The organism is Nocardia sp. NPDC049707, assembly GCF_040674855.1.
Classification (GTDB): Bacteria; Actinomycetota; Actinomycetes; order Mycobacteriales; family Mycobacteriaceae; genus Nocardia.
In genome coordinates, this window is record NZ_JBFANN010000049.1 from 26,416 (window position 1) to 52,024 (window position 25,609).

Genomic DNA, 25,609 nt, shown 5'->3' on the forward strand with positions numbered 1-25,609 from the left:
CGTGTCGCGGTATCCGATTGTCGACGTCACAGTACTTTTCCGTAACCCATTGGCCACATGGTCGGGCTACCGTCTTGTCATGGCTGCACCATCCGACCCGGTCTGCGCGGGCATCGTCCTGGCCGCGGGCGCCGGGACGCGCTACGGGATGCCCAAGGCCTTGGCCGAGGGCGGTGCCTGGCTGCGGTCGGCGGTGGCGGCACTGCGCGACGGCGGCTGCGATCCGGTGATCGTGGTGCTCGGCGCGACCGGACCGGCTCCGGCCGCGGTCGACTTACCCGAGGGCGTCGATCATGTGTGGGCGGCGGACTGGGCGACCGGACTCGGGGCCTCGCTGCGCGCGGGTTTGCGCGCCGTTGCGGACACGCCTGCCGAGTACGTCGCGATCATGCCGGTGGATACTCCCGATGTCGGTGCCGATGTGGTCGCCCGGGTGGTCGCCGCGGCCTTCGCGGCACCGACCGGCCTGGCAAGAGCTGTGTTCCACGCCACACCTGGGCATCCGGTCGTCATGTCGGACAAGCACTGGACCTCGGTTTATCAAGCTGCGGTTAGAGATTCCGGCGGGCGCACCTATTTGGCGGGTAATAGCGATATGGTGTGCGTCACGTGCGACGACTTGGCGACAGGCGATGATCGTGACTTCCCGGCCACGCCGCATGCGTGAGTGGAGCTGAGCAGATGCGCGACATCGTCGACGACCTATTGCGGGTATGGCATTCCGGCCGGACCGGCGGACTGGCCACCATCGTGCGCACCGTTGGTTCCGGACCACTGCCGGTCGGTTCATCGATCCTGGTAGATGCCAATGGCGCGGTCTACGGTTCGATCCACGGCGGCATCGTCGAGGCAACCGTGGTCGAGGCGGCCGCCGATGCCGTGCGCAGCGGTCGGCGCGGACTGCACCGCTTCGGCGTCCCGCCCGGCGAACCCGGATTGGACTCCGGCGGCATGGTCGATGTCTTCGTCGAGCCGTTCTCGCGTCGCGACTTTCCCGAATTCCCCTCCGTCGCAGCGGAAATCGCTGCGCACCGCAGGGTCACCGTCTTCACGGTAGTGTGGAATCCGGATCCGGATCTGATCGGACAGCATCTGATCACCCCGCAGCGGCATGCGACCGAACTGGTCGCGCTGCCGGATTCCGATGTATTCGTCGCGTCATTCCCCCCGCCGCCGCGGCTGATCATCTTCGGCGCCAACGCCTTTGCCGCAGCGCTGACCGTCCAGGCCAGACTGCTCGGCTACCGCGTCACGATCTGCGATTCCCGCGACACCTTCGCGACGCCGGAGACCTTTCCCGGCGCCGAAGTGGTTGTCGACTGGCCGCACCGATACCTGAACACTTTGTCGGCGGCGGGCGAAATCGATAACAGCACAGCGATTGTCGTCCTCGGGCACGATCCGAGGTTCGAAATCCCGCTGCTCACCGTTGCGCTGCGATTGCCCGAGCTGGGTTATCTAGCCGCAAATGGTTCCTGGTCCGCACATATTCGACGCATCGAAGACCTGAGGGCGGGCGGCTTCGATGACGCGACGCTCGCCCGTCTACACTCCCCCGCCGGTCTCGATATCGGGGCGCGCACCGCCGCCGAGGTCGCCGTCTCGATCGCCGCCGAACTACTTGCCGCCCGTTCCGGGGCCAGGCAGCAAACTATCGAAAACCGTTACGCCGCAACGCAATTCAGCGAATTGCCGACCAAAGCCCCGGTGGCGCTCTAGCGCTACTGCAAGCCCGGATTCTCCGCGTACACCTCGCACAGCACCGAGAGGTCGAACAACTGGCAGGGTGATCCGCAGATCGGCGAAAATCGCCTGCCGTGCCGTGATGATCCGGGGACCGGGCAGTTGCGACAGCAGCCTGCGGCCCAGCAGCAACCGACTGTGGGATGAGATATCGACCCGCTCGGGTTACAGCGGAGGTGAATCCACTTTTCGCGCTGCTCGACGCCAAACTGCATATCGCGGGCTCGGAAATCCTCTGGCGCGAGATCATCGGCAATGGCTTCGGTCTGGCCTCCGCGGTCGGCGGTATGCGGCGGCGGGTGTGGGCGTGGCCGATCGGGATCGCGGGCAATGCGCTGTTGTTCACCGTATTCGTCGGCGGAATCTTCAACACGCCACAGCATTTGAATATGGCCGGACAGGCCGGGCGGCAGCTGATGTTCATCGCGGTCAGCGCATATGGTTGGTGGAGTTGGTATCGGCATGCCCGCGCCGAGACCGGACTCGAACACCGAGGCGTCGTGCCGCGCTGGGCCAGTGCGCGGGAACGGCTGGCGCTGGTGGCCGCGATGGTGGTCGGCACGGCGGCATTCGCCAAGGTGTTCGCATTGATCGGCTCCTACGGGCCGTGGGCGGAGGCGTGGATCTTCACCGGATCGGTGCTGGCGACCTACGGGATGGCGCGTGGGCTCGCCGAATTCTGGCTGATCTGGATCGCCGTCGATCTCGTCGGTGTGCCATTGCTGCTGCGGGCGAACTATTACCCTTCCGCGACGCTGTATCTGATCTACGCGGGCTTCGTCGCGTGGGGCTTCGCCGTCTGGGTGCGCACACTGCGCAAATCGGCTGTGCCCATGGCAGCCGATCTCGCACCCGCGCGGGCCTAGAACTTTTTTCGCAACCTCTGATGAATCGGTGCCACGGCGGCAATGCGGATATGGCCGAATTCGCCGAGCTACCGCGCGATGATGTGGTCCTCGGAATCCGGCCCTTGCGTGCGCCTCGACGGCTCACACCACGTCTACGCGGACCCCGGCCGCTCGGATTGTCGCGACCGCGGCTGGGTCCGCGTCCGAATCCGTCACCAGCACGTTGACCTGGTCGATTCCGCAGATCCGGGCCAGTGCCGAGCGCTCCAGCTTGTCGGCGGTGGCGACGACCAGCACCTGGTCGGAGCGCCGCACCATCTCGGCGGTCACCCCTGCTTCGTCGATATGCCGACACTGTGCGCCGCCCTCGGCGGAGATCGCATTCACTCCGAGAATCAATGCGTCCAAACGCAATTCGGCCAGAGCCCGCTCGGCCAATGGTCCGTGCAGCTCATAGGACTCACGCCGGGCCACTCCTCCGAGGACGATTGTGCGCATATGTGGCCGCAACACCATTTCACCCGCGATATTGAGCGCATTGGTAACAATGGTCAGCGGATCCCCGCCGGCATTGGCCAGATCGGTTCGTCCGGCCAATGCCCGTGCCACGGCGGTCGTCGTTGTTCCGCCGTTCATTCCGACTACCGCATTCGGTTCGATAAGCCCCGCAGCGTGTTCGGCGATGCGCTGCTTCGGCTCATCCGCGCCCTGCCGGTAGCGCGCGGGCAGGTCGTAGGCGACCGAAGTCGCGACCACACCGCCGTGCGTCCTGGTCGCCAACTGTTGTTCGGCGAGTGCGGTGAAGTCGCGGCGCACCGTTGCCGGGGAAACCCCGAGGCGTTCGGCGGCCTCCTCTACCGAAAGCCGCCCGGAGTCGGCGAGCAGTTCCAGCAGTCGGTTCCACCGCTGCGGCCGGTCCGTCGGTCCGGTCATCTCACGTCTTCCAGCCCACGCGGGCGACCTGCCATTTTTGCTTGCACGCAGACAATATGACCACATGCACGAGCCGAACGTAGCTAGTCGGTCGCCGTATCGCCGAGCCGGACACCCGCATCACCGGGCCCGTAACCCATCGAGGACGACCTCGACCACCCGACGGACCGCCTCTGGATACGACTCACCAGCCCGGGTGTAGATCTGCAAGGTCATCAGCCCGGCCACTTCCCCTGGCTCGATATCGGCACGCATGACACCGGCCGCCTGCGCCTCCGTGGTCATCCGCGAGACCAATTCGACAATCCGCCCCCGCACCTCGTGCAACCGCGGATCGGCCCGAATCTCGGCATGCAGATTCGGCTCGATCGCCGCGGCCAGCGCCCCGACCCGCCGCTGTGCACATTCGTGCAGGAACCGCGAAAGCGCAGGCCATGCCGCACCCTCCTGTGCCAGTGCGGTCGCCGCCGACTGCGCCAAATCCGCGAGATAGGACTGCGCGGTCTCCGCGATCAACGCATCCCGATCCGGGAAGTGCCGATACAGCGTGCCGACACCGACACCCGCCCGATCCGCGATCTCCTTCATCGGCACCTCGACACCGTGTTCACGGAAGGTCACCAAGGTCGCGGCGATGATCTGATCCCGGTTATTCCTGGCATCCGCTCGCTTCGGACCGGTCGTCGCCCTCACCTCCAAGACTAAGTGGACGAAATCCTTCCGCTTACTGTACCCTTTCGCTAAACGGACGAATTTCGTCCGATTAGCGAAAGGTGTTGGCATGAAGAAGACGGTGCTGATCTCCGGTGCGGGCGTCGGCGGCTCGACCCTGGCGTACTGGCTGGCCGACCGAGGCTTCCAGGTCACGGTGGTCGAGCGGGCAACGGGCCAACGCTCCAGCGGAAATCCGGTCGACATCAAGGGACCCGCCATCGATGTGGTCGAGCGCATGGGCATCATGCCGCCGCTGCGCGCCGCGAATTCTGCTGTGTCCCAGATGAATTTCGTCAATGCGAGCGGCCGCCGCGTCGCCCGGGTCGACCTGAGGGCTTTCCAGGGATCGGCGGGCGAGCGCGAAGTCGAGATCCCCCGCGCGGATCTCGCCGCAATCCTGCTCGACGCGAGCCGCGACAATGCCGAATTCCTGTGGGGCGACACCATTACCGGCCTGACCCAGCATGCCGACGGCGTCGATGTCACCTTCGAACAAGCCCAACCCCGTCGCTTCGACTTCGTCATCGGTGCGGACGGCCTACATTCCACGGTGCGCCGCTCGACCTTCGGTGACGAATCCGAATTCGTTCGGCATATGGGCATCTACATCGCCACCATTCGGCTCGATGAGCCATTCGGCAGCGAGCGCGAAGTCCTGATCTACAACACACCGGGACGGGCACTGTCGGTGCATCCGACGAAGGGGCGCGCCATCGCGGCATTCATGTTCCGACACAAGGGCGTGCCCGGTTTCGACCACCGCGATACCGAACTGCACAAGCGCCTGGTCATCGAGGCCTTCATCGATCAGGGCTGGCGCGTCCCGGAGTTGTTGGACCGCGTTCGCGACACCGACGACCTGTTCTTCGACTCCGTCAGCAAGGGCGAACTGCCGCGCTGGTCGGACGGACGCATCGCCCTGCTCGGTGACGCCGCGTCCTGCGTCTCACTGTTCGGCGACGGCTCCACCCTCGCGATCGCCGGTGCGTACACGTTGGCGGAAGAACTGGCAGCCACACCCGAGGACCACACGGCGGCGTTCCAGCGCTACGAGACCCGGCACCGGGTACTGGTCGACCCCAGACTCCATGGCGTGGCCACCGCGGCTTCGATGCTCATTCCCGCGACACGGGCCGGAATCGTACTGCGCAATACCGCAACTCGCGTCCTGCCCGCGGTCACCGCCATCCGCAATCGAACCCGGCATGCCGCGTGAATCAGGTCAACCCAAGTCCGGAATTCACGAAATGCGCTATCTCCTCGCATATTTCATCCAGCGACACCTCGGCATCGGGATGCGTGCTCCGCACCAACTCCTGGGCCAGCGAATTCGCCGCACCGATAACCGCGATCGCGAACAGATCGAACCGCCGCCACTTGGTCTCGCCGCGCTCGACGGCTCGCTCCGCCTCGCTGATCAGCAGCGATGTCATCAGTAGCTGCTGCTGCCTGCGCCAATCCTCCACCGCCGAACTGACCCCGACCACTTCGACGTAACACACCCGCGCCGACCGGTGATCGGCGCAGGTCACCTCGAGATAGGCCCGGAAACTGTCGAGGACCCGCACAGAAAGCGGTTGTCCCGCAGTCCTTGCCATACTGTCCAGCGCTCGCTCGACCGCATGCGCGGTAGTACGGTTCACCAGCGCGATCAATAATGCCTCGCGGCTGCCCATATCCTCGTAGAAACTGCGCGTGGAAACATTCGCGACGGCACACAGCCGTTCGATCGAGGTGGCCGCATAGCCTTGGGTGCCGAATAATTCCAACGCGGCATCGATAAGTCGCGCCTGCCGCTGGGCTACCCGCTGCGGCTTGGACAGCCCGCCGTAATTGCGGCCCTCCTTGGTTTCGTCATCCTGCCGTGCCACGGCTCCGATGCTACCGGTCGGCAAGCGCCCACCCTGGGCACGGACATCCGAGTGACCGCTACTTCGGTGCACCGTCAGCCCGCCGACGCGGCGACGAAAACAGCGGGGGCACAAGGCCACCCGCCGTCTTCCGGGCGATTACTTGACGCTGCCCGCAGTAAGTCCCGCGACCAGGCGCTTCTCGATGAATGCGAACAGGATGACCACCGGAACAATGCCGACCGTGGAGATCGCGAAGACGTACTGCCATGCGGTGTCGTACTGTCCGACGAATTTGGTCAGCGCCACCGATAGCGGCTGATTCGCCGGGGTCGTCAGCACCACCAGGCTCGCCGCGAATTCGTTCCAGCAGGCCACCACCACGAAAATCGTCGCGGTGACGATGCCCGGCCAGACCAGCGGCAGACTCACCCGGACCAGAATCTGCCAGCGGCTCAGACCGTCGAGCTGCGCGGCCTCCTCGATCTCCACCGGAATGGCGGCGAAGAAGCTGTGCAGGATCCACACCGCGAACGAGAGGTTGAACGCGGCGTTCACCAGGATCATGGCCAGCCAGGTGTCATTGATGCCGAGGGCGAAGAACTCCCGGATCAAGCCGGTAACCAATACCGTCGGCTGCAACATCTGGGTGACCAGCACCAGCGCGAGAAATATCGCACGGCCCGGAAATCTGTGCCGCGCTGTGTAATACGCGGCCGGGACGGCCACGAAGAGCACAAGCAGGGTGGCACAGACCGAGATGACGACCGTGCTCACCAGATTGAACGGCAGCGGCGTCTCCGGGGTGCTCCACATGGTGGCGTAGTTGTCCGGATGCCAGGTCTCGGGCAGATACGTCGGCGGGATGCGCAGGATTTCGGCGCGGCTCTTCAACGAGCCGAGCACCATCACCACGAACGGGGTCAGGAAGACGACCGCGAGCACCACGCCCACCGCGGTGAGTTCCCAACGCCGCCGCCGAGGTCGCCCGGTCCGCGCTTCGGCAGCCGTTGTGTCGGGCGGGATTTCCACACCGTCGATGTGTATGTCCGCCTGCGCGGTCATGGGCTCACCTCACCTGAGTAGGCGTTCGTGCTCATCAATCCACCTGCTGGGTCGGCTTGACGACCTTCACATAGATCGCGATGATGACCACGATCAGCGCGAAGTTCAACACGCTCATGGCGGCCGCGGTATCGAGCTGTTGATTCTGCCGAATCAGCTTGAAGGTCAAGGTCGTCGTCGTATCCGCACCGAAACCCGCGATACTGCCGGTGATCACCTGCAGAATGGGCAGCGAATTGAACACATTGATGATGTTGATGATCGTGGCCACCGCGATCGCCGGACGCAGTTGCGGCAGGGTGAGATACCGATAGCGCTGCCAGGCACTGGCGCCGTCGACCCGGCCCGCCTCATCGATCTCGGCCGGAATCGATTGCAGTCCAGCCAGAATCGTGTAGGTGGTGAACGGGATCGAGACGAAGACCGCGACGCCGATCGCCACCAGGAAGGCGGGCGTCGGCTGTTTGGTGAAACCGTAGCCGCGATCCAGCAGCCCGATATCGACCAGGAACCGGTTGGCGATGCCGACATCGGGATCGAGCATGTAATAGAAAATGGTCGTCGTCATCACGACCGACGCCGCCCACGGCACCAGAATCGCCATCCGTACGGCGGTGCGTCCCGGGAACTCCTTATTGAGGAACTGCGCGAGCCCCGCCGAGAGCACCAGGGTGATCAGCACGACGCTGACCACCCAGACCACGGTATGGGCCAATACCGATCCCAATTCGCTGATATCGAACAGGTTTCGGTAATTGGCCAAGCCGGCGGGACCGCGGTCCTGACCGTAGGCGCTCAGGTCCCGGGTGCTGGTCCAGACCATATAGCCGACCGGGAACGCGACGATGGCCGCGATCAGCACCAAGGACGGCCCGATCCAGGGGACGGCCCGCAGCGTCGAATTCTTCCCCGCTAGCACCCGGATCGCCCCGTTCACTGTGCGGCCCGCCCGGGACCCTGTGTGGTCACGCTGCGCTACCTCCTCCGGGCCCGTCGCTCGGGCCGCTTGGCGACCCACGCTATTTCGCTGCTTCCTGTATCCGCTGCAACACCTGCGCCGGGTCCGCACCCTGCGCGATGGTGCCCATCTGCTGACGCATGGCACCCTGCGCCGCGGCCCATTTCGGGTTATTGCTCGGGTAGAACTTGGCCACGGGCAGGGTCGACGCGAAGGCCTTGGTCACCGGATCGTCGGCGAGCACCTTCGTGGCACTGGTCGTGATCGGAATGAAGTGCTCGTTCTTGACGAAGTTCGAGTACACATTCGCCGAGTAGAAGAAGTCGAGGAATTTCTTGATCGTGTCGGCCTTCTTGCCGTCCTTCTTGAACGCCATCAGGTGATCGGCCACGCCGAGCGTGACGGGCGTACCGTCCTTGGTCGGCGTGGGCGCGGTGGCGTACTTCAGACCCGGATTCTTCTCGGCGATCTGGGCAATGGTGGGCGGCAGCCCCTCGATCATCCCGATCTTGCCCTGGATGAAGGAATTGATGACATCCTTGCGGTTGGTCGCTCCGGGGGTCGGCTGGGTGACACCGGCATCGAAGATGTCCCGCATGGCCTTGACCCCCTCCAGGTTCTGCGGGGTGTCCACGGTGATCTTGTCGTCATCGGACCAGCTGCCGCCCGCGCCGAAGGTCCACAGCGACGTCTCGGCCTGCGATTCCTCACTGCCGAGTGGCAGCCCGTAGCCGGAGATACCGCCGCCGAGCGCCTGGATCTTCTTGGCGGCGTCGGTCAGCTCGGCCCAGGTCTTCGGCGGCGTGGCCACCCCGGCCTTGGCGAACAGATCGGTGTTGTAGAACAGGGTGCGGGTGGAGGCGAACAGCGGCATCGCGTACTGCGTGCCGTTCAGCGAGGCGTTCTTGGCGAAGCTGGGCTGCACATCCGATAGCACATTCGGGGAAACGACCTCGGGCACCGGAAAGAGCATGCCGTCACCGGCGAAGCTGGCGTAGGCGTCGATATTCAGCAGATCCGGGGTGGTGGACTTGGACTGCAGTTTGGTCTTCACCACATCGTTGATCGACTCCCAGGACTCCATCTGCAGGATGACCTTGTAGTCCGGATTCTGCTTCTGGAAGTCGTTGATGATGTGATCCCACAGCGCCTTCGTGCCATAGGCACCGTCGCTGTAGGTGGGAGCCAGGAAGTAGATCGACTTATCGGAGTCGGCCGAGTTCTTGGAGCCGAAACCACAGGACGAGACGGCCAGCGCGACGCCGGTGACCAGCGCGATCCCCGCGAGTATGCCGTGGAGGGGTCTTTTCACGAGCAGAACCTTTCAATTTTCACCCCGGGCGCTACCGCACCGCCGATGATGGAGCGAACGAATCGACTGAGCCGATCGTTTCGAGCGACCTGCAAGCAAGTCGCTACGGATAATTTAGACCCAATAGTGATCATATGTGACTGATTCGCTCGTAAACTTGACAAGAACGATCAACAGGGCGATTCTGTTGTCGTGCCGATCTCCGCTCATTCCACCCCTGGGTCCCATCTGGCCGTCGAAGTCGCCACCCAGCCGGACGACTGGGTCCGCGCCGAGACCACCGCCGCCGCACACCGCGCCGTACTGCCCCAACCGGGCGAGCGCGTCGCCGTCATAGGTTGCGGCACTTCACTATTCATGTCCCGTGCGATCGCGTCACTGCGTGAGGGTTCGGGGCAGGGTATTACCGACGCGTGGCCGGCCAGCGAGGTTCGCGGCGGTCGCGACTACGACCGCTACCTCGTCATCTGCCGCTCCGGCACCACCACGGAGGTGGTCGATGCCATGCGGGCGATTCCGACGCACATTCCGCGCGCCGTCATCTGCAGCAGTCCGGGCACCCCGGTGCTCGACCTCGGCGATCCGATCCTGATCAACGAGGTCGACGAGCAGTCGGTGGTGCAGACCCGCTTCGCCACCACCGCGCTGTCGATCCTACGCTGGCATCTTGGCGAGGACCTGGGTCCGGCCATCGAGCAGGCCAGGGCCGTACTCGCCGAAGACCCGGCGACCGCGCTCGCCGCCGTACGTCGTGCCGAGCAGATCAGCTTCGTCGGGATGGGTTTCGCGGCCGCGATCGCCGAGGAGGCGGGGCTCAAGCTGCGCGAATCCTGCCAGTCCTGGACCGAGGCGTATCTGCAGACCGAATACCGGCACGGCCCGATCAGCATCTCCACCCCCGGCCGTGCCGTCTGGGCCTTCGGACCGCTGGTCCCCAATTTCGCCGCCGATGTGGCCGTCACCGGTGCCCACTTCGAACACCGCGATATCGACCCGATGGCCGATCTGGTCCGCGTGCAGCAGCTCTGTGTGCTGCGCGCCGCCGACCAGGGACTCGACCCGGACCATCCGCGCAACCTGAACCGTTCCGTCGTCTTGGATCGGTGAGCGTCCGCTACCAGGCAACTACTGTGCGGGATATGGGAACGCAACAGCGCCAGACCACAGTGCACCGCGATGACCTCGCGGATCGCACCGGCGCGACGAACTCGGCCGCGCCGGATGCGCCGGGGCCGGTTGCGGAACAGCGGCAGTCGGTCCCGGCGCTGACCGATGACCTGCTGGTGCTCGGTCTCGATGTCGGCGGCACCACGATGAAGGGCGAGGTCACCGATGCCGCGGGCACGGTGCTCGCCTCGGGTGTGCTGGCCACACCGCAGGGCGAGGCGGCCTTCGAAACCATGGGGGTACTCGGAGATCAGCTGCTGGCCGAGTTGACCGATGAGCAGCGCGGTCGGGTCGCGCGCGCGGCGGTAGTGCTGCCGGGCATTGTCGATCCGGTCCGGTCGATCGCGGTATTCAGCAGCAATGTCGGTTGGCGCGATGTGCACATCGGCGATCGGTTCACCGGTCGCTGGGGTATGCCGGTGCTGATCGAGCACGATGTCGCGGTGGCAGGGTGGGCCGAATGGCGTTTCGGCGCGGGGCGCGGCCACGATGACGTGTGCGTGCTCATTCTGGGCACCGGCATCAGCGGCACGCTTTCCGTCGGCGGTCGTTTGCTGCGCAGCGGCTACGGCCAGACCGGCGAATATGGACACATCCCGGTTCGGCATGCGGACGGATTGCGCTGTCCCTGCGGCAATATCGGCTGTGTGGAGACCGTAGCATCGGGTGCGTCCATCGCCCGCGCTTACGCGAAGCGAACCGGACACGAAACAGCAAGCGCAGCAGACGTTTTCGCCAGAATCAATAGCGATTCGGACGCCAAAGCCGTGGTCGGCGACGCGATCAGCGCCCTTGCCGACGGTCTGCTCGGCCTCATTCACGCGGCCTGCCCCGAACTGATCATTCTCGGCGGCGGCCTGGCCGGGGCCGGGCCCGCGCTCACCGAACCCCTGCACCACACCATTGCCGAACGCCTACGCGTCGTGCCCGCACCGCGGGTGGTGCTGGGCGAATTCGGCGCCCGCGCGGGGCTCATGGGCGCGGCCCTGTTCGCCAGACAAGGAGCCCTGACATGACGCGCGTCGGGATGTTCGGATGAATGTCGAGATTCGCGGCCGGATCGTCTCGGCAGCCTGCGCCTTCGACGACGGTGTCGTATCGATCCGCGCGGACCGGATCGATCGGGTGTGCTCACTCGCGGACTGGGTTGCCGCACATCCGAATTCGACCGTGCCGCCATTTTCCGGCACCGTACTGCCCGGCCTCGTCGATATTCACAACCACGGCGGATTCGGCCACCGGTTCGACACCGTCGATGGCGCCGAGGCGCGAGCGGCCGCCGAGTTTCATCACAAGCACGGCTCCACCACCGTCTTGGCCAGCGTTGTCACCGGCGCGGCGACCGATATGGTCGCGCAGGTCGCGACGCTGCGATCGTTGGCGGCGGACGGCACCATCGGCGGAATCCATGCCGAGGGACCATTTCTGGCTGCCGCCAGGTGTGGTGCGCAGGATCCCCGATTTCTGCGCGATCCCGATCTCGAGCTGACCGAACGTCTGCTCAGCGCCGCCGACGGGCAGCTGCGGGTCATGACGCTCGCGCCGGAACTGCCGGGATTCGAGAAGGTCGCCCAACGCCTTTCCGACAGTGGTGTGGTGGTCTCGCTCGGCCACAGCGATACCGACTTCACTCGGTTCCGACAGGCACTGCGACCCAATGGATTCGGCGACCTGGTCACACATTTGGCGAATGGCATGCCGCCACTGCATCATCGAACGCCCGGTCCGGTGGCGGCCGCACTCGTTGCCGCGGCGCAGCGCCAAGTCGTCGTGGAGCTGATCGGCGACGGGGTGCACGTCGACTCCGGTTTCGGCGCGATGGTTTTCGCGGCCGCGCCCGGACAGGTCGCGCTGATCACCGACGCGATGCAGGCCGCGGGCATGCCCGACGGCGAATACCAACTCGGTCCGCAAGTCGTTCGCGTTGCCGATGGCGTGGCCCGGATCGCCAATGGATCCATTGCGGGCGGTACCGCCCACCTGCTGCGCTGCCTCGCCTGGGCGGTCCGCGGCTGCGGTGTGCCGTTGCGCGAGGCGGTAATCGCCGCCACTTCGGTACCGGCTGCGGCGGCCGGACTGGCCGATGTGGGCGACCTCCGGGCCGACCATTTCGCCGACCTGCTGATAGTCGATGACAATCTACAGTTGCGCCGGGTGCTCAGACGTGGACAGTTGTTGACGTGATCCTCACCGTGACAATGAACCCCGCCTACGACATGACCTACCGGGTAGAGCATTTCGAGCGCGGCCAGGCCCATCGGGTCCGTTCGGTCGAGCAACGCATCGGCGGCAAGGGCATCAATGTGACCCGGGTGCTCAATCAGCTCGGAAAGTACGCCAGGGCAACGGGTTTCTCCGACCACGCCTTCGCGGCCGCCGCCGAGCTGGAAATGCCGGTCGACTTCGTGCACGCGCTGCCCTGGGTGCGGCGCACGGTGGTGATCAGCGAATCCGGCGACGGTACCGCGACCGCGCTGTGGGAACCCGGCGCCCGGGTCTCGAATCCACATGCCGCCGAACAGCTCTCGGTCCGCGTCTCCGGCATGCTGCCGGATATCAACGGCCTGGTCATCTCCGGATCGCTACCGGGCGGTATCGCCAACGACCTACCCGCCGACATCGCACGAACCGCCATCGCCGCCGGTGTCCCGACCATCTGCGACGTCGACGGCGAGTCCTTGCGGCTGGCCGCCCAGGTCCCCGGCATCGTGCTGATGCCGGATACCGAAGAGCTGGAACGTCTCACCGGGCGGGTACCGGTGACCCCGGACGAAGTCGCCACAGCCGCGTGGCCGCTCATCGAACGCGGGGTGCGCGCCGTCATCGCCACCCGCGGCGCCGAGGGCATGGTCGTGGTCACCGCCGAGGGCGCGTGGTCGGCGGCCCTGCCCGAACCGCTCGCCGGAAATCCCACCGGTGCGGGCGATTCGGCGACCGCCGCGGTGATCGCGGCACTGTCGGAGGCGAATGACACCCCGGACTGGCCCGCCGCGCTGGTCGATGCCGTCGCCACCTCCGCCGCGGCGGTCGTCATCCCGGTCGCCGGGGAAATCGATCGCCGCCTACGCACCCAGATCGCACCGACGGTGATCGTCGAACGACTAGCCACCCCGCAGGAGACCTCCCCATGACCTCACGACCCGTCGCGGACCTGATCACGACCGCCCGCCCGGGCGGTCTCGGCGCCTTCAATGTGATCACCATCGAACATGCCGAGGCCATCGCCGCAGCTGCCGAGGCGGCCGAACGGCCCGTGCTGCTCCAACTTTCGGAGAACACGGTGCGCTACCACGGCGCGCTGGCCCCGATCGCGCTGGCTTGCCTGCACATCGCCGCCGACAGCAGCGCCGATATCGCCGTTCACCTGGACCATGCCACTTCGTTCGAACTCATCCGCACCGCGGTCGACCTCGGTATCCGCTCGGTCATGTACGACGGCTCCACCCTCGATTACGCCGAAAATGTCGCCGCCACCGCCGATATCGTCCGCTGGTGCCAGGACCGCGATGTCTTTGTGGAGGCCGAACTCGGCGAGGTGGGCGGTAAGGACGGTGCGCACGCCCCCGGTGTCCGCACCGATCCGGACGAGGCCGTCGAATTCGTCGCAGCGACCGGCGTGGACGCCCTTGCCGTCGCGGTCGGCTCCTCACACGCCATGCAGACGCGCACGGCCGAACTCGATAACGACCTGATTTCTCGGCTGGCCGCGAAGGTTCCGGTCCCCCTTGTGCTGCACGGCTCCTCCGGCGTGCCCGACGCGGGTCTGCATGCCGCCGTCGAGTGCGGCATGACCAAAATCAATATCGCCACCCGGCTCAATATCCTTGCCACCGAGGCAATCCGGACAGCGCTCGCGGACGGCCCAACCATCTCCGATCCACGCAGATACCTGCGTCCCGCCCGGGACGCCATCCGGTCCGAGGTCGAACATCTGCTGCGGGTGCTCGCCGGGTAGATCCCACCAGTCCGGGGAAATTATGGGCAGCCGGCACCGGCCAACGATGATAGGCTGAATTGTTTTTAGTTTAGCTAAGGATTTGCTGTCCGTTCGAGCTGTATCACCTGATGAAGGAAAAACAACTCCATGGCTGTCATCCTGCAATCAGGAGAACAGCGCGCTGTCGGTGCGGGGACGCAGCCCAAGGTCTCGCACACATTCATGCTCAGTGCCGCAATCGTATTCACCTCCGTGTCCATCGGCGCCTGGCTGCTATTTCTGCGGCCCAACTGGCAGATGTACTGGCACCAAGTCGATCTCCAGGTCTATATGTGGGGCGGTACGGCCGCGGCTACCCACCCCGCGCTGCTGTACGACGGCCGCGGACCGCTCGGCCTGCCCTTCCTCTACCCGGTCTTCGCCGCGTGGATCTGTGCCGAACTGTCGAGATTCCCGATCAACTACATCGGGACCGGCATCACGGTGCTCACCATGGCGTCACTGTTCGTGAGCGTCTGGAGCGCCGCCAAACTGCAGCACCTACGCCGCACCACGGGTTTGCTGGCGTTGAGCATCGCGGTCACCGGTGCCGCGATCTGGTTGGAGCCGGTCCAGCAGACGTTCCGTTTCGGTCAGCTCAGCGCAATCCTGATGGCCTTGGTGCTGGCGGATCTCGCCATGCCCAAGGAGAGCCGCTATCGGGGCATCCTCATCGGCATCGCGACCGGACTGAAGCTGACCCCGGCGATCTTCATCGTCTATCTGCTCATCACCCGCCAGTTCCGGGCCGCCGCGACGGCCGCCGCAACCTTCGGCGCCACAGTCGCGATCGGCTTCTGGTACCGGCAGACCCAGGCGCTGCAGTTCTGGACCACGACCACGAGCTCGCAGAACCGCATCGGCTTCGCCTATGTGCAGAACCAATCGATCAACGGCATGTTCGGCCGCCTGGAATGGACGACGTGGAACGACACCACCTCCGCGTTCTTCTGCGCCGGACTGCTCGGACTGGCCGGAATGGCGGCGGCGCGAATCGCCTACCTGCGCGGTGACGAGTTGCTGGGCGCACTGCTCGCGGCCACGGTAATGCTGCTGGTCTCGCCGATTTCCTGGACCCACTACTGGGTGTGGATCGCACCGGCGCTGCTGTGGCTGATCCACGTGCTGCGCCACCGACCGCTCGCCGTCCGGATCGCCGTGCCGGCGCTCATCTACCTGTTCGTCTTCGCCTGGCCGCTGCGAGCCGATCGGTTCGGCGCATGGGATCCGGATCTGCCACTGCTGCCGCAGGGGCTGATCTGGCAGGTACCGCAGACCGAGGGCCGGGAATTCCGTTGGACGCTATGGCAATTCCTACTCGGTGATTCGTACACCCTGCTCGCCACCGCCGCGCTGATCGCCGCGGTCGTCTGGTTGATTCCGCTCCGGCCGAATGCCGTGCAGCTGCCCGATGCGGGCGTCGCGGATCGGCGGCGCGAGCGAGGGGTGGGCGCCGCCGATCGGCGGGAAGACGGTCCGAGCAGTGAACCGCCGGGGTCGAGCGAGTTGGAAGCCGTCGGGTAAGGCTCCTTTTCACGGGGAGCCGCTTCGTTCGCCGACACCGATCATCCTGCTCCGATCACCTCGAGAATGCTGACAACCCAGCTGTGCATTGCCTTGGACCGATCAGCCCGCGCTGCCGGTCGACGGATGAGCCTGCTGCTGCTGCCGCTGCCGCTCACACTCCGCATGGTCGGCCTCCGGACGGTCGTCGCCGGTCAGGCTGCACCCCTGCCGGTTGAAACCCAGTGCGTCGTAACCATTGCGGCCGTAGCCCCATCTGTCGTAACCATCGCGGCCGTAGCCAAATGCGTCGTAACCATCGCGGTCGTAACCATCGCGGTCGTAACCACGTGCGTCGTAACCACGGCGGTCGTACCCGTACCGGTCGCGGTCCGAGTGGTCGTACCCTGAGCGGTCGTAACCATCGCGGTCGTAGCCGAACTTGTCGCGGCCCGAGTGGTTGTACCCCGAGCGGTCGTAGCCCCATATGTCGTACCCGAAGCGGTCGAACCCGGAACGATCACGGCCGGCGCGGTTGAAGCCGTCGGGACCGTAACCGTCCGCGTCGTCGCGATCAGGCGGCGTAGGGCTCTGGGTCGGCTGAGGTGTCGGGGCCTGCGTGGTGGGCACGGGCGCCTGCGTGGTCGGCGCGGGCGCCTGTGTAGTCGGCGCGGGCGCCTGCGTGGGGATCGAGGCTTGGGTGGGAGTTGAGGCACCGGCATCCGGGGTGGCGAATGCCGGTGCGATGACCACCGCGGGAGCGACTGCCAATGTCGCGGCCACAATGGTGTGCGCCAGCGTCCGTCGTACCGTGCGCGAACTCGTCTTCCATAACGCCATATTCGTCCTCCTTCTCGAAACGGAACGCTGGGTCGCGCTCCGCTCGGACTATCGATCGGTCGACCGACATCGGTACAGGACGAGAGCTATGCCACAGCGAATATCGTTCCACCCGAACGAAACTCGATTCAGGCGTCGGCGCTTTCCGCGCGGATCCGCTGTCGGATAGGCAGATTCGGGGATGTATTCCGAATTCAGCGGTCAGGAATGCCGGTCGCTATTTGCCGACCTTCGTACAGCCGTCCGGTGGCAGCGCACCCGCGAAGCGTTGATCGATCCAGGAATTCGCGGCTGCGACTCCGGCGCTGTTGACGATAATATGCTCGCCGAGATAGGCCTCGAAGCGCACCGGAACTCCCAACCGGCACCAGTCGTCGTAGAGGTGTTCGGCTCCGGCGAAGGGAACCCACACCTCGTTGATGCCGTGGTACATGAAGACCGGCACTCGCGGCGCGGCGGTACCGAGGCGGTTCTCGGCCAGGATCTCCCTGATCATCGGCAGTTTCGTCGGCTGGGGCACATCGGTGAGCATCTCCGTGGGTATGGGCGCGAGCGCACCGAGCAGCGCCGCGTCCAGAAAACACAAATCCTTCGCGAATTGCGACAGCCGCCAACCGTTGTCATTGAACAGCGCCATGATCTCCGGGTACTCCCTGGCAAGACCGAGGGTCGCGGCCAGGAATACGCCGGCGGCGGCATTGGCGCCGTTCATCGAATTGATCAGCATGCCGAAGTCGGCGGGAACGCCGCCGATCACCGCGCCGACGAGGTTCAACTCACCCGCGTATTCCGGTGCGAGTTGCGCCGCCCAGCCCGTGGCGATGGCACCGCCGGAGTACCCGGAGACCACCGTCGGCGTATCGGGCGACAGACCCGACTCGGGCGTGTGCACGGCGGCGCGTATCGAATCCAGTACGGCATGTCCGGCCATGCGACCCGCCGCGTAAGCCTGTCGTGGCCCCTGATGATCGGGCACGATCACCGCATAGTTCTTCGAAAGTGGCAGCTGCACCGAGCGGATATCGGCCGCTAGCCCCTTCCTGAGTTGCTGGGACGGCGCACAGTCGTTGCCGAGTGAATCGATCGCTTCGTTGTCGGCGACGAGGGGTCGGGGTCCCGAACCCTGCCACGGCGCGACGGGCACGAGCAGGGTGGCGACCACCGGCACCGGATGGCCTTTGGCATCGGTCGATCGGATCAGCAGTTCGGTGGCGGTGACCGGCGTCGGCTCCGGCCCGATATCGATGCCACGGGCCGCGAGCACGGTGCCGGGACGCAGCGTCTCGAAATCCGGCGGCGGCGTGTAGAAGGCGTCGTCGAGCGGCGTCGGCATGACCGAGGCGGGATCACGCACCGGGTGCACGCCATCGGTGGCCGAATCCGGGTACGCCCCAGCCATTCCCGGCACAGCTGCACCGACCGCCGCCACAACCCCCACACAGGTCACCGCACAGAGCGCCACCACCTTCCGCATCGGCCGACCGATGGCCGACCACGATCGCATCCATCGTTTTCGTGCCGCACCGAGCAACGCCGAGTCCTTCGTTTCCGCGCGGGTATCGGACCGAATCGAAGCCAGTCTCACCTACGGCCAGCACAAATACCGGGAACACAACCGTGCGGTCCGCATAACGATTCGGCTGTCCGATTACGGCAGGAGTGCGCGGACCGTGTCGATGGTGTCGGCGTCGGCGGCGGATTTATCGGGTCGATAGCGCACTACGCGGGCGAAGCGCAGCGCGACGCCGCCCGGATAGCGTGGACTGACCTGGACGCCGTCGAGGGCGATCTCGACCACGAGTTCCGGCCAGAGGTATACGGCGTACTCGTCGCGGGTGCGCTCGTGCCGTGGGAATTCGGCGGTCTGCCACTGCAGCAGCGCATCGGTGAGGCCCTTGAAGGTCTTGCCGACCATGACCGGTTCGCCGGTTTCGGGATCGCGCGCGCCGAGGTGCAGATTCGATAGATATCCGGTACGGCGGCCGTAACCCCATTCGGCGCCGAGCACCAGCAGGTCGAGGGTGTGCGTCGGCTTGATCTTCTGCCAGGACCGGCCGCGTCGGCCCGCGGCGTATGGCGCAGTCAACGACTTGACCATGACGCCCTCGTGTCCGGCGGCCAGCGCGCCGTCGAAGTACTCGGCGGCCGCCTCGGCATCGGGCCGGATCAGGGCCGGGATGCTGTGTGCGGCCGCGACCTCGGTCAGCGCCCTGCGGCGGTCGTGCAGCGGGGCGTCGAGCAGATCCTTGCCGTTCAGATGCAGACAGTCGAAGAAGTATGGGTGCAGCAGCAATTCCCGGGTCGAGCTGACCTCGGCGAAGCGGCTCATCGTCTCCTGGAACGGACGCGGCCGTCCGGAATCGGTGAGCGCCAGCGTTTCTCCGTCCAGCACCACACTCGTACAGTCGAGCCGGGCGACGAGATCGACCAGTTCCGGCACGCCGGCGGTGATATCGCGCAGCGTCCTGGTGAATACCCAGACCCGCGAGCCGGCGCGGTGTATCTGGATGCGCGCGCCGTCCAGTTTGTGTTCGACGCTCACCTCGGCACCGAATTCGGCCAGCGCGTCATCCAGTGTCGCACCGGGCGAGGCGAGCATGGGTTGGATCGGGCGGCCCACTTCGAGCCGGAATTCGCTCAGTGCCTCGGCCCCACCGGTCAGCGCCGCGACAGCGGTGACCGGTAGTTGTCCGGAGAGCATGTACGCGCGGCGGACCAGCTCGATCGGCACCGCCGCGGCCACCGCGACCGCCTCGGCGACGATCGCGGTGAGCGCACCCTGACGCAGCTCGCCACCGAGTAGCCGCATCAGGAACGCCTGCTGATCGGCGGTCGCAGCGGTCCACAAATCCGACAGCAATTCCTTGCGCCGGTTGGTGGAGCCGGGGCCGGAGGTGGTGGCCAATTCGCTCAGCATGTTGTCGACCGACGAAACCGTTAGCGTCGCAAGCTCACTCGGCTCGCATTCGAGTGCGGTCAACGTGCGCCAGCCGGTGCCGATGCGCCCCTGACGAAGTTCACCGGAGACCCATGCCACCACCGGCGCCAGCTCATCCGGGGCGGCCGCGGACAACAGCGCGGCCAGGGTGACGATCTTCGTCTTCCGGGACCGGGTCGCACGGACGGTCTCCGAAGCCTGCACGACATCCGAGAACAACATCAGTCGACGGTAGCCCGCCCCTGTGACAAATCGCTCAGCCCCGCTGCTAATGACCTATTGGCAGGTTTGCGAATCCGCTAATAGGCTGGACACATGGCCAAGACTTACGTCGGGGCGCGGCTTCGTCAGCTGCGGACCGAACGCGGGCTGAGCCAGGTCTCACTCGCCCAGAAGCTGGAGATCTCGGCGAGCTACCTCAACCAGATCGAACACGATGTGCGCCCGCTCACCGTACCGGTATTGCTGCGGATCAGCGAAGTGTTCGGCGTCGACGCGACCTTTTTCTCTTCCCAGGACGACACCCGGCTCATCGCCGAACTCCAAGAGGTCGTGATGGATCAGGAACTCGGCATCGAGGCCGATACCCAGGAGATCGCGGATATGGTCTCCGCGCATCCGAGTATGGCGCGCGCCCTGGTCAATATGCACAACCGGTACCGCAATACCTCCGCACAGCTGGCCGCCGCCACCGAGGACCGCTTCGCCGACGGCTCCGGCAGCGCGACGATCAGCAAACCGCATGAGGAAGTCCGCGACTTCTTCTACCAGCGGCAGAACTACATCCATGAATTAGATACCGCCGCAGAGGAACTCACCGCCCGCATCCGCTTCCACGGCGGCGATGTGAACAGTGAGGTCGCCCGCCTGCTGCGCGCACACGATGTGCGCATTATCGAACGCATCGATCTCGGCGAGGGGGTATTGCACCGCTACGACCCGCAGACCCAGCGACTCGAGATCGCACCGCATCTGTCCGGTGGCCAGCGCACCTTCAAACTCGCCGCCGAACTCGCCTATTTCGAATGCGGTGATCTGCTCGAAAGGCTGGTGGAGGAGGGCAATTTCGCCTCCGAGGACACCCGCAAGCTGGCCATGCTCGGCCTGGCGAACTACTTCGCCGCGGCAACCGTATTGCCCTACACGCACTTTCACGAGGTCGCCGAGGATTTCCGCTACGATATCGAGCGGCTCTCGGCCTTCTTCACCCAGAGTTACGAGACGATCTGTCATCGGCTCTCGACGCTGCAGCGCCCCAAGCTGCGCGGCGTGCCATTCTCCTTCGTACGCGTGGACCGCGCCGGAAATATGTCGAAACGCCAGTCCGCCACCGGTTTCCACTTCTCCTCGAGCGGCGGCACCTGCCCGCTGTGGAATGTCTACGAAACCTTCGCCTATCCGGGCAAGATCATGACGCAGATCGCCCAGATGCCCGACGGCCGCAAATACCTGTGGGTGGCTCGCACCGTCGAACGCCGCGCGACCCGCTATGGCCAGGCCAGCAAGACCTTTGCGATCGGGCTCGGTTGCGAACTACGGCACGCGGGTCGCGTCGTCTACGCCGATGGCATCGATCTCGACGTGGCCAAGGCCACGCCGATCGGTGCGGGCTGCCGGGTCTGTGAACGCGCCAATTGCCCACAGCGCGCATTCCCGCCGCTGGGCAAGGTGCTCGATATCAGTGAACATCGAAGTTCGGTATCACCGTATGTGCTCAAGTGAGCTCGAGTGACGCGCGAAGGCCGACACCGGCGATATCCGATGTCGGCCTTGCACATTCTGCTAAGCCGGTAGCGTCGAACGCTGGATCCGCACCCCGAACAGGGTCAGACCGAGCGCCGCGACCAGCAGGATGGCCAGTGTCCACGCCAGCACCGTAAAGCCATGTGGCGCCGCCGCCGCGGCCACCAGCGGTCCGGCGGTAGCACCGACATAGAAGCTGAACATGGCGACCGAGGACGCGGCGGCCCGCGCCTCACCACCCAACTCCCCCGCAGTCTGCAGCACCGCGGGCGCGATGACACCGAGCCCGCCGACCAGCACGGCGAGCAGGATGGTCAGCACCGCGAGGTGGGTGCCCTCGAAGGTGGCGATCACCATGGCAGTCGCGGCGACCAGCGCACCGAGCACCATCTGTCCCGGCTTGGTCAGCCGCGAGAGCGGGATGGCCAGCAGCGGCAGGGCGGAGGTGGCCACCGACATGGTCACCACCGCCCGATGCGCCGGTGCGATGCGGGTGGCGATATAGGCCATGATCGCGGGCGGAATCGAACCGACGACGAGTCCCTGCGCGACACGCAGGCCGACCGCGATCGGCGCACTGAACGACAGACCGGTCAATAGTGTGACCATCGAGGCGACGATCATGCCGGTGATCAGTACCCGGCGGTGGCCGTAGCGATCCGAGAGCGGGCCGAACAGCACGAAGCCACCCGCATAGCCGAAGGCGAAGGCGCTGATGATCCAGGTAATGACACCCGCACCCACATTCCAGTCCGCCTTCATGGCCGTGAACAGGGGAATCGGGATGTACATCTGGCCGGTGGCCAAGAGTGCGGACAGGACGAAAACAGGGAGGGTACGCCCGGTGTGCGCGCGTGGTGACGCGCTACGAATGCGGGCCCGAGCCGGGATACCGGTCGGAAGCTGAATGGTCGGCGTTGCCATGTGGACGAAGTTAGGCCTATCGCAAACCTAATGTCAACCAAATAGTTGGTTTAATGCGATGGTAAAGTCGCGGTCATGACGGCCACAATGAAACGCAGCGACGCGACCAAGCAAGCCCTGCTGCGTGCCGCGCGCGACGAATTCGCCGAATACGGCCTGGCCGGCGCGCGGGTGGACCGGATCGCGGAGGCGGCCGGGGTGAACAAGGAGCGCATCTACGGCCTGTTCGGCAGCAAGGACGAACTGTTCGACGTCATCGTGATCGACACCATGCGCGAATTCATGGACGTGGTGCAGCCCCTGGCCGAGACCGAACCCGGTGAGTACATCGGCAAGCTGTTCGACTACCACCGCGAAAATCCGCAACTGCTAAGGCTTTTGCTCTGGGAGGGGTTGCACCGGGGCACCGACGCCCACGATATCGATGACTGGCGCGCCCAGCACTACCTACGGAAATTCGACCGCGCCATGGAGCAGTTCGATGTCGACCCCAGCCACGCGGGCCGACTGCTGCTCGCCCTGTGCGGCCTGACCAACTGGAGCCTCGCGGTCCCGCAGATCACCCGCTTGCTGCTCGGCGCCGATGCCGAGAACCAGCAGGCGACCCGGGAATTCATGATGGAATTCGCCAGGGCGGCGCTGCGAACGGATAAGTCGATCCCGCATCGCGAACCGGTCAACGAGTTGACCATCGAATCGGCCAGCAGGGTTGACGCCGCCGCCACGGTCGCCGCGCCGACCGATCCGGTAGACCGCGCCGCCCAACGCCTACGCGCGGCCCAGGCCGCGACCGACGCCGCCCGCGACGAACTCGCCGCGGCGATGCGCGCCGCCCACGCCGCAGGCACCAGCGCCAACCAACTCGCACGCCAAGTGTCGGGAACGCTGTCCCGTCCCGTCGTCCTGAAGCTCCTCGCCGACTGAAAGCTTTCGGTTCCGACACCGATTTGCGGTTTCACTGCGGTGCATCGGAATATCTCGTGGTGACGAGTCTGTCGCACACGCTGCTGCCCTCTGAAGGCCGATCATCGGTGCGCGGAGTGGACCCCCGCCCGGCTACGGTTGCGTAGCAAGACAGCGGTGCGGCAGGCTCCTTTTGTACAACGTCAAAACGCCGATCCCGTGGCTGGCAGGTCGCGGAGGCGTGAGTCGAGGAGGACCGGTGGGTCACTACAAGGCGAACGTCAGGGATATCGAGTTCAACCTGTTCGAAGTGTTGGGACTGGACAAACTCCTGGATACGGGCGCCTATGGCGATCTCGATTCGGAAACCGTGCGGGATATCTTGTCCGAAGTGAAGCGGCTGGCCGAGGGTCCGGTGGCGGACTCCTTCGCCGCGGCCGACCGCGACCCGGTGGCCTATGATCCGGCCACCTTCTCGATTTCGGTGCCCGAGCCGCTACGCAAAACCGTCCAGGCCGTGCACGAGGCCGACTGGAGCCGGCTCGGCATGCCGGAGGGGATGGGCGGCACACCCGCGCCCGCCGCGGTGATCTGGTCGATCACTGAGATGCTCAGCTGCGCCAACCCGGCGGCGAGCTTCTTCAATATGGGCCCGGCGATGTCCTCGGTGCTGTTCAATGTCGGCACCGAACAGCAGAAGCATTGGGCCACAAAGGGTTACGAGCGCGGCTGGGCGGGCACCATGGTGCTGACCGAGCCCGATGCCGGTTCCGATGTCGGCGCGGGCCGCACCAGAGCCGTCGAGCAGGAGGACGGCTCCTGGCATATCGAGGGCGTCAAACGCTTCATCTCCGGCGGCGATGTCGGCGAGACTGCCGAGAACGTCTTCCATCTGGTGCTGGCCCGCCCGGAGGGGGCCGGTCCGGGCACGAAGGGGCTCTCGCTGTTCTATGTACCGAAATTCCTGTTCGATCACGAGACATTGGAGCTGGGCGACCGCAATGGCGTCTACGTGACCGGTGTCGAGCACAAGATGGGTCTGAAGTCCTCGCCCACCTGTGAGCTGACCTTCGGCGCGACCGAGGTGCCCGCCAAGGGCTGGCTGGTCGGCGGGGTGCACAACGGCATCGCACAGATGTTTCAGGTGATCGAGAACGCCCGCATGATGGTCGGCATCAAGTCCACCGGCACGTTGTCCACCGGTTATCTCACCGCGCTCGACTACGCCAAGCAGCGCGTGCAGGGTGCGGACCTGCCCCAGATGACCGACAAGTCCGCCCCGCGCGTCACCATCACCCACCACCCGGATGTGCGCCGCAGCCTGGCCATGCAGAAGGCGTACGCCGAGGGTCTGCGCGCCATCTACCTGTACACCGCCGCCCATCAGAATGCCGATGTGGCGCAGCTGGTTTCGGGTGCGGACGCCGGATTGGCGCACCGGGTCAACGATCTGCTGCTGCCGATCGTCAAGGGTGTCGGTTCCGAGCGGGCCTACCAGTACCTGACCGAATCGCTGCAGACACTGGGTGGCTCCGGCTATCTGCAGGACTACCCGATCGAGCAGTACATCCGCGACGCGAAGATCGACTCGCTCTACGAGGGCACCACCGCCATCCAGGCGCAGGATTTCTTCTTCCGCAAGATCATTCGGGATAAGGGTGCGGCGCTCGCCCACGTCAACGGGCAGATCACCGCCTTCCTGGAGGCGAAGACCAGCCGCTTCGAGACCGAGCGGGCGCTACTGGCCACCGCGGTGGCCGATGTGCAGGCGATGGCGGCCACACTGACCGGGTATCTGATGGCGTCCCAACAGGATCCGAAGCAGCTGTACAAGGTCGGGCTCGGTTCGGTGCGCTTCCTGCTCGCGGTCGGCGATCTGCTCATCGCCTGGCGACTGCTGGTGCAGGCCGAGATCGCGGCCGCCACACTGGCCGCCGAAGCGCCGGAGAAGGATCGGGCGTTCTATTCCGGAAAGGTTGCCGTCGCAAGCTTCTTCGCGAAGAACGCGCTGCCGCAGCTGACCGCGACGAAGAACATTATCGCCGGGATCGATAACGACATCATGGATTTGGACGAAGCCGCATTCTGATCCGACCGGATCAGTTGGGTCGGCCACGGGCGCGGTGCCCGGGTTGCCCGCGGGTCCGTCTCCCGTGGCCGCCCGCCGAACCGGACGTGCGGCTCTCACCGCA

At 65.5% G+C, this 25,609-nt stretch carries 23 protein-coding genes and 1 pseudogene; 14 read left to right on the top strand and 10 right to left on the bottom strand.

The features are described from left to right. Nucleotides 1-79 precede the first annotated feature (79 nt). From AB0J29_RS31210 to pnuC, 3 genes are all read left to right on the top strand, one after another. The gene (locus AB0J29_RS31210; RefSeq protein ID WP_364793989.1) at nt 80-667 is read left to right on the top strand and encodes an NTP transferase domain-containing protein; all 588 of its coding nucleotides are present in this window, start codon (nt 80-82) and stop codon (nt 665-667) included. Between the two features lie 14 nt (nt 668-681). Further along, nucleotides 682-1,719 carry an XdhC family protein gene (locus AB0J29_RS31215; RefSeq protein WP_364794035.1) on the top strand — a complete coding sequence of 346 codons (1,038 nt, stop codon included), beginning with the start codon at nt 682-684 and terminating at the stop codon, nt 1,717-1,719. A gap of 200 nt (nt 1,720-1,919) precedes the next feature. Then, nucleotides 1,920-2,609, top strand: coding sequence for a nicotinamide riboside transporter PnuC (pnuC, locus tag AB0J29_RS31220; RefSeq protein ID WP_364793991.1), 690 nt, complete (start codon nt 1,920-1,922; stop codon nt 2,607-2,609). Between the two features lie 123 nt (nt 2,610-2,732). Here pnuC and AB0J29_RS31225 read toward each other — a convergent pair whose 3' ends face one another. Together AB0J29_RS31225 and AB0J29_RS31230 are read right to left on the bottom strand one after the other, a co-directional pair. Continuing rightward, complete coding sequence (locus AB0J29_RS31225; protein WP_364793993.1) at nt 2,733-3,524, bottom strand: DeoR/GlpR family DNA-binding transcription regulator; 792 nt, start codon at nt 3,522-3,524, stop codon at nt 2,733-2,735. A 120-nt stretch (nt 3,525-3,644) separates the two neighbouring features. Beyond that, complete coding sequence (locus AB0J29_RS31230; protein WP_364793995.1) at nt 3,645-4,217, bottom strand: helix-turn-helix domain-containing protein; 573 nt, start codon at nt 4,215-4,217, stop codon at nt 3,645-3,647. 88 nt (nt 4,218-4,305) lie between these two features. Here AB0J29_RS31230 and AB0J29_RS31235 point away from each other — a divergent pair, with 88 nt between their 5' ends. Beyond that, on the top strand, nt 4,306-5,454 hold the full coding sequence (locus AB0J29_RS31235; protein WP_364793997.1) for an FAD-dependent monooxygenase: 1,149 nt from the start codon (nt 4,306-4,308) through the stop codon (nt 5,452-5,454). 1 nt (nt 5,455) lies between these two features. Here AB0J29_RS31235 and AB0J29_RS31240 read toward each other — a convergent pair whose 3' ends face one another. The 4 genes from AB0J29_RS31240 to AB0J29_RS31255 form a co-directional block, all read right to left on the bottom strand. Beyond that, nucleotides 5,456-6,109, bottom strand: coding sequence for a TetR/AcrR family transcriptional regulator (locus AB0J29_RS31240; protein ID WP_364793999.1), 654 nt, complete (start codon nt 6,107-6,109; stop codon nt 5,456-5,458). A 138-nt stretch (nt 6,110-6,247) separates the two neighbouring features. Continuing rightward, nucleotides 6,248-7,153: a carbohydrate ABC transporter permease gene (locus AB0J29_RS31245; RefSeq protein ID WP_364794001.1), complete on the bottom strand. Its 906-nt coding sequence runs from the start codon at nt 7,151-7,153 to the stop codon at nt 6,248-6,250. Nucleotides 7,154-7,187: 34 nt separating this feature from the next. Next, nucleotides 7,188-8,090 carry a sugar ABC transporter permease gene (locus tag AB0J29_RS31250; protein ID WP_364794003.1) on the bottom strand — a complete coding sequence of 301 codons (903 nt, stop codon included), beginning with the start codon at nt 8,088-8,090 and terminating at the stop codon, nt 7,188-7,190. Nucleotides 8,091-8,172: 82 nt separating this feature from the next. After that, entirely contained in the window at nt 8,173-9,423 is a 1,251-nt protein-coding gene (locus AB0J29_RS31255) for an extracellular solute-binding protein (protein ID WP_364794005.1), read from the bottom strand. 192 nt (nt 9,424-9,615) lie between these two features. Between AB0J29_RS31255 and AB0J29_RS31260 the strand changes: the two genes are divergently transcribed. The 6 genes from AB0J29_RS31260 (at nt 9,616) to AB0J29_RS31285 (ending at nt 16,090) form a co-directional block, all read left to right on the top strand. Beyond that, on the top strand, nt 9,616-10,530 hold the full coding sequence (locus tag AB0J29_RS31260; protein WP_364794007.1) for a sugar isomerase: 915 nt from the start codon (nt 9,616-9,618) through the stop codon (nt 10,528-10,530). Between the two features lie 32 nt (nt 10,531-10,562). Further along, entirely contained in the window at nt 10,563-11,606 is a 1,044-nt protein-coding gene (locus AB0J29_RS31265; protein ID WP_364794009.1) for an ROK family protein, read from the top strand. 19 nt (nt 11,607-11,625) lie between these two features. Next, nucleotides 11,626-12,774 (top strand): N-acetylglucosamine-6-phosphate deacetylase, encoded by a 1,149-nt coding sequence (locus AB0J29_RS31270; RefSeq protein ID WP_364794011.1) that lies wholly within the window; start codon nt 11,626-11,628, stop codon nt 12,772-12,774. Beyond that, complete coding sequence (locus AB0J29_RS31275) at nt 12,771-13,721, top strand: hexose kinase (RefSeq protein ID WP_364794013.1); 951 nt, start codon at nt 12,771-12,773, stop codon at nt 13,719-13,721. The genes AB0J29_RS31270 and AB0J29_RS31275 overlap by 4 nt, the downstream gene beginning before the upstream one ends. Then, nucleotides 13,718-14,545: a class II fructose-bisphosphate aldolase gene (locus AB0J29_RS31280; RefSeq protein ID WP_364794015.1), complete on the top strand. Its 828-nt coding sequence runs from the start codon at nt 13,718-13,720 to the stop codon at nt 14,543-14,545. The genes AB0J29_RS31275 and AB0J29_RS31280 overlap by 4 nt, the downstream gene beginning before the upstream one ends. Nucleotides 14,546-14,674: 129 nt before the next feature. Further along, the gene (locus AB0J29_RS31285) at nt 14,675-16,090 is read left to right on the top strand and encodes a glycosyltransferase 87 family protein (protein WP_364794017.1); all 1,416 of its coding nucleotides are present in this window, start codon (nt 14,675-14,677) and stop codon (nt 16,088-16,090) included. Between the two features lie 102 nt (nt 16,091-16,192). Here the strand turns inward: AB0J29_RS31285 and AB0J29_RS31290 are convergent, their stop codons facing one another. From AB0J29_RS31290 to AB0J29_RS31300, 3 genes are all read right to left on the bottom strand, one after another. After that, nucleotides 16,193-16,909, bottom strand: a complete 717-nt coding sequence (locus AB0J29_RS31290) for a hypothetical protein (RefSeq protein WP_364794019.1) — start codon at nt 16,907-16,909, stop codon at nt 16,193-16,195. A 217-nt stretch (nt 16,910-17,126) separates the two neighbouring features. Continuing rightward, on the bottom strand, nt 17,127-18,383 hold the full coding sequence (locus tag AB0J29_RS31295; RefSeq protein WP_364794021.1) for a lipase family protein: 1,257 nt from the start codon (nt 18,381-18,383) through the stop codon (nt 17,127-17,129). Between the two features lie 174 nt (nt 18,384-18,557). Further along, nucleotides 18,558-20,069, bottom strand: coding sequence for an ATP-dependent DNA ligase (locus AB0J29_RS31300; protein ID WP_364794023.1), 1,512 nt, complete (start codon nt 20,067-20,069; stop codon nt 18,558-18,560). A 93-nt stretch (nt 20,070-20,162) separates the two neighbouring features. On the opposite strand from AB0J29_RS31300, the gene ramB reads away from it, so the two are divergent. Beyond that, nucleotides 20,163-21,569 carry an acetate metabolism transcriptional regulator RamB gene (ramB, locus tag AB0J29_RS31305; protein ID WP_364794025.1) on the top strand — a complete coding sequence of 469 codons (1,407 nt, stop codon included), beginning with the start codon at nt 20,163-20,165 and terminating at the stop codon, nt 21,567-21,569. Between the two features lie 60 nt (nt 21,570-21,629). Here the strand turns inward: ramB and AB0J29_RS31310 are convergent, their stop codons facing one another. Continuing rightward, on the bottom strand, nt 21,630-22,514 hold the full coding sequence (locus AB0J29_RS31310) for an MFS transporter (protein WP_364794027.1): 885 nt from the start codon (nt 22,512-22,514) through the stop codon (nt 21,630-21,632). Between the two features lie 75 nt (nt 22,515-22,589). Here AB0J29_RS31310 and AB0J29_RS31315 point away from each other — a divergent pair, with 75 nt between their 5' ends. The 3 genes and pseudogenes from AB0J29_RS31315 to AB0J29_RS31325 all read left to right on the top strand — a co-directional run. Further along, entirely contained in the window at nt 22,590-23,438 is an 849-nt protein-coding gene (locus tag AB0J29_RS31315) for a TetR/AcrR family transcriptional regulator (protein WP_364794029.1), read from the top strand. A 238-nt stretch (nt 23,439-23,676) separates the two neighbouring features. Then, complete coding sequence (locus AB0J29_RS31320) at nt 23,677-25,506, top strand: acyl-CoA dehydrogenase (RefSeq protein ID WP_364794031.1); 1,830 nt, start codon at nt 23,677-23,679, stop codon at nt 25,504-25,506. A 4-nt stretch (nt 25,507-25,510) separates the two neighbouring features. Next, nucleotides 25,511-25,609, top strand: a pseudogene (locus tag AB0J29_RS31325) (hypothetical protein); the annotation flags it as partial.

Bases quoted from the DNA above. Each gene is read 5' to 3' on its own strand.
- AB0J29_RS31290 (WP_364794019.1), bottom strand. From the start codon at position 16,909: ATGGCGTTATGGAAGACGAGTTCGCGCACGGTACGACGGACGCTGGCG.
- AB0J29_RS31280 (WP_364794015.1), top strand. From the start codon at position 13,718: ATGACCTCACGACCCGTCGCGGACCTGATCACGACCGCCCGCCCGGGC.
- ramB (WP_364794025.1), top strand. From the start codon at position 20,163: ATGGCCAAGACTTACGTCGGGGCGCGGCTTCGTCAGCTGCGGACCGAA.
- AB0J29_RS31265 (WP_364794009.1), top strand. From the start codon at position 10,563: ATGGGAACGCAACAGCGCCAGACCACAGTGCACCGCGATGACCTCGCG.
- AB0J29_RS31310 (WP_364794027.1), bottom strand. From the start codon at position 22,514: ATGGCAACGCCGACCATTCAGCTTCCGACCGGTATCCCGGCTCGGGCC.
- AB0J29_RS31210 (WP_364793989.1), top strand. From the start codon at position 80: ATGGCTGCACCATCCGACCCGGTCTGCGCGGGCATCGTCCTGGCCGCG.
- AB0J29_RS31245 (WP_364794001.1), bottom strand. From the start codon at position 7,153: ATGACCGCGCAGGCGGACATACACATCGACGGTGTGGAAATCCCGCCC.
- AB0J29_RS31300 (WP_364794023.1), bottom strand. From the start codon at position 20,069: ATGTTGTTCTCGGATGTCGTGCAGGCTTCGGAGACCGTCCGTGCGACC.
- AB0J29_RS31295 (WP_364794021.1), bottom strand. From the start codon at position 18,383: ATGCGGAAGGTGGTGGCGCTCTGTGCGGTGACCTGTGTGGGGGTTGTG.
- AB0J29_RS31225 (WP_364793993.1), bottom strand. From the start codon at position 3,524: ATGACCGGACCGACGGACCGGCCGCAGCGGTGGAACCGACTGCTGGAA.
- AB0J29_RS31270 (WP_364794011.1), top strand. From the start codon at position 11,626: ATGAATGTCGAGATTCGCGGCCGGATCGTCTCGGCAGCCTGCGCCTTC.
- AB0J29_RS31285 (WP_364794017.1), top strand. From the start codon at position 14,675: ATGGCTGTCATCCTGCAATCAGGAGAACAGCGCGCTGTCGGTGCGGGG.
- AB0J29_RS31215 (WP_364794035.1), top strand. From the start codon at position 682: ATGCGCGACATCGTCGACGACCTATTGCGGGTATGGCATTCCGGCCGG.
- AB0J29_RS31235 (WP_364793997.1), top strand. From the start codon at position 4,306: ATGAAGAAGACGGTGCTGATCTCCGGTGCGGGCGTCGGCGGCTCGACC.
- AB0J29_RS31315 (WP_364794029.1), top strand. From the start codon at position 22,590: ATGACGGCCACAATGAAACGCAGCGACGCGACCAAGCAAGCCCTGCTG.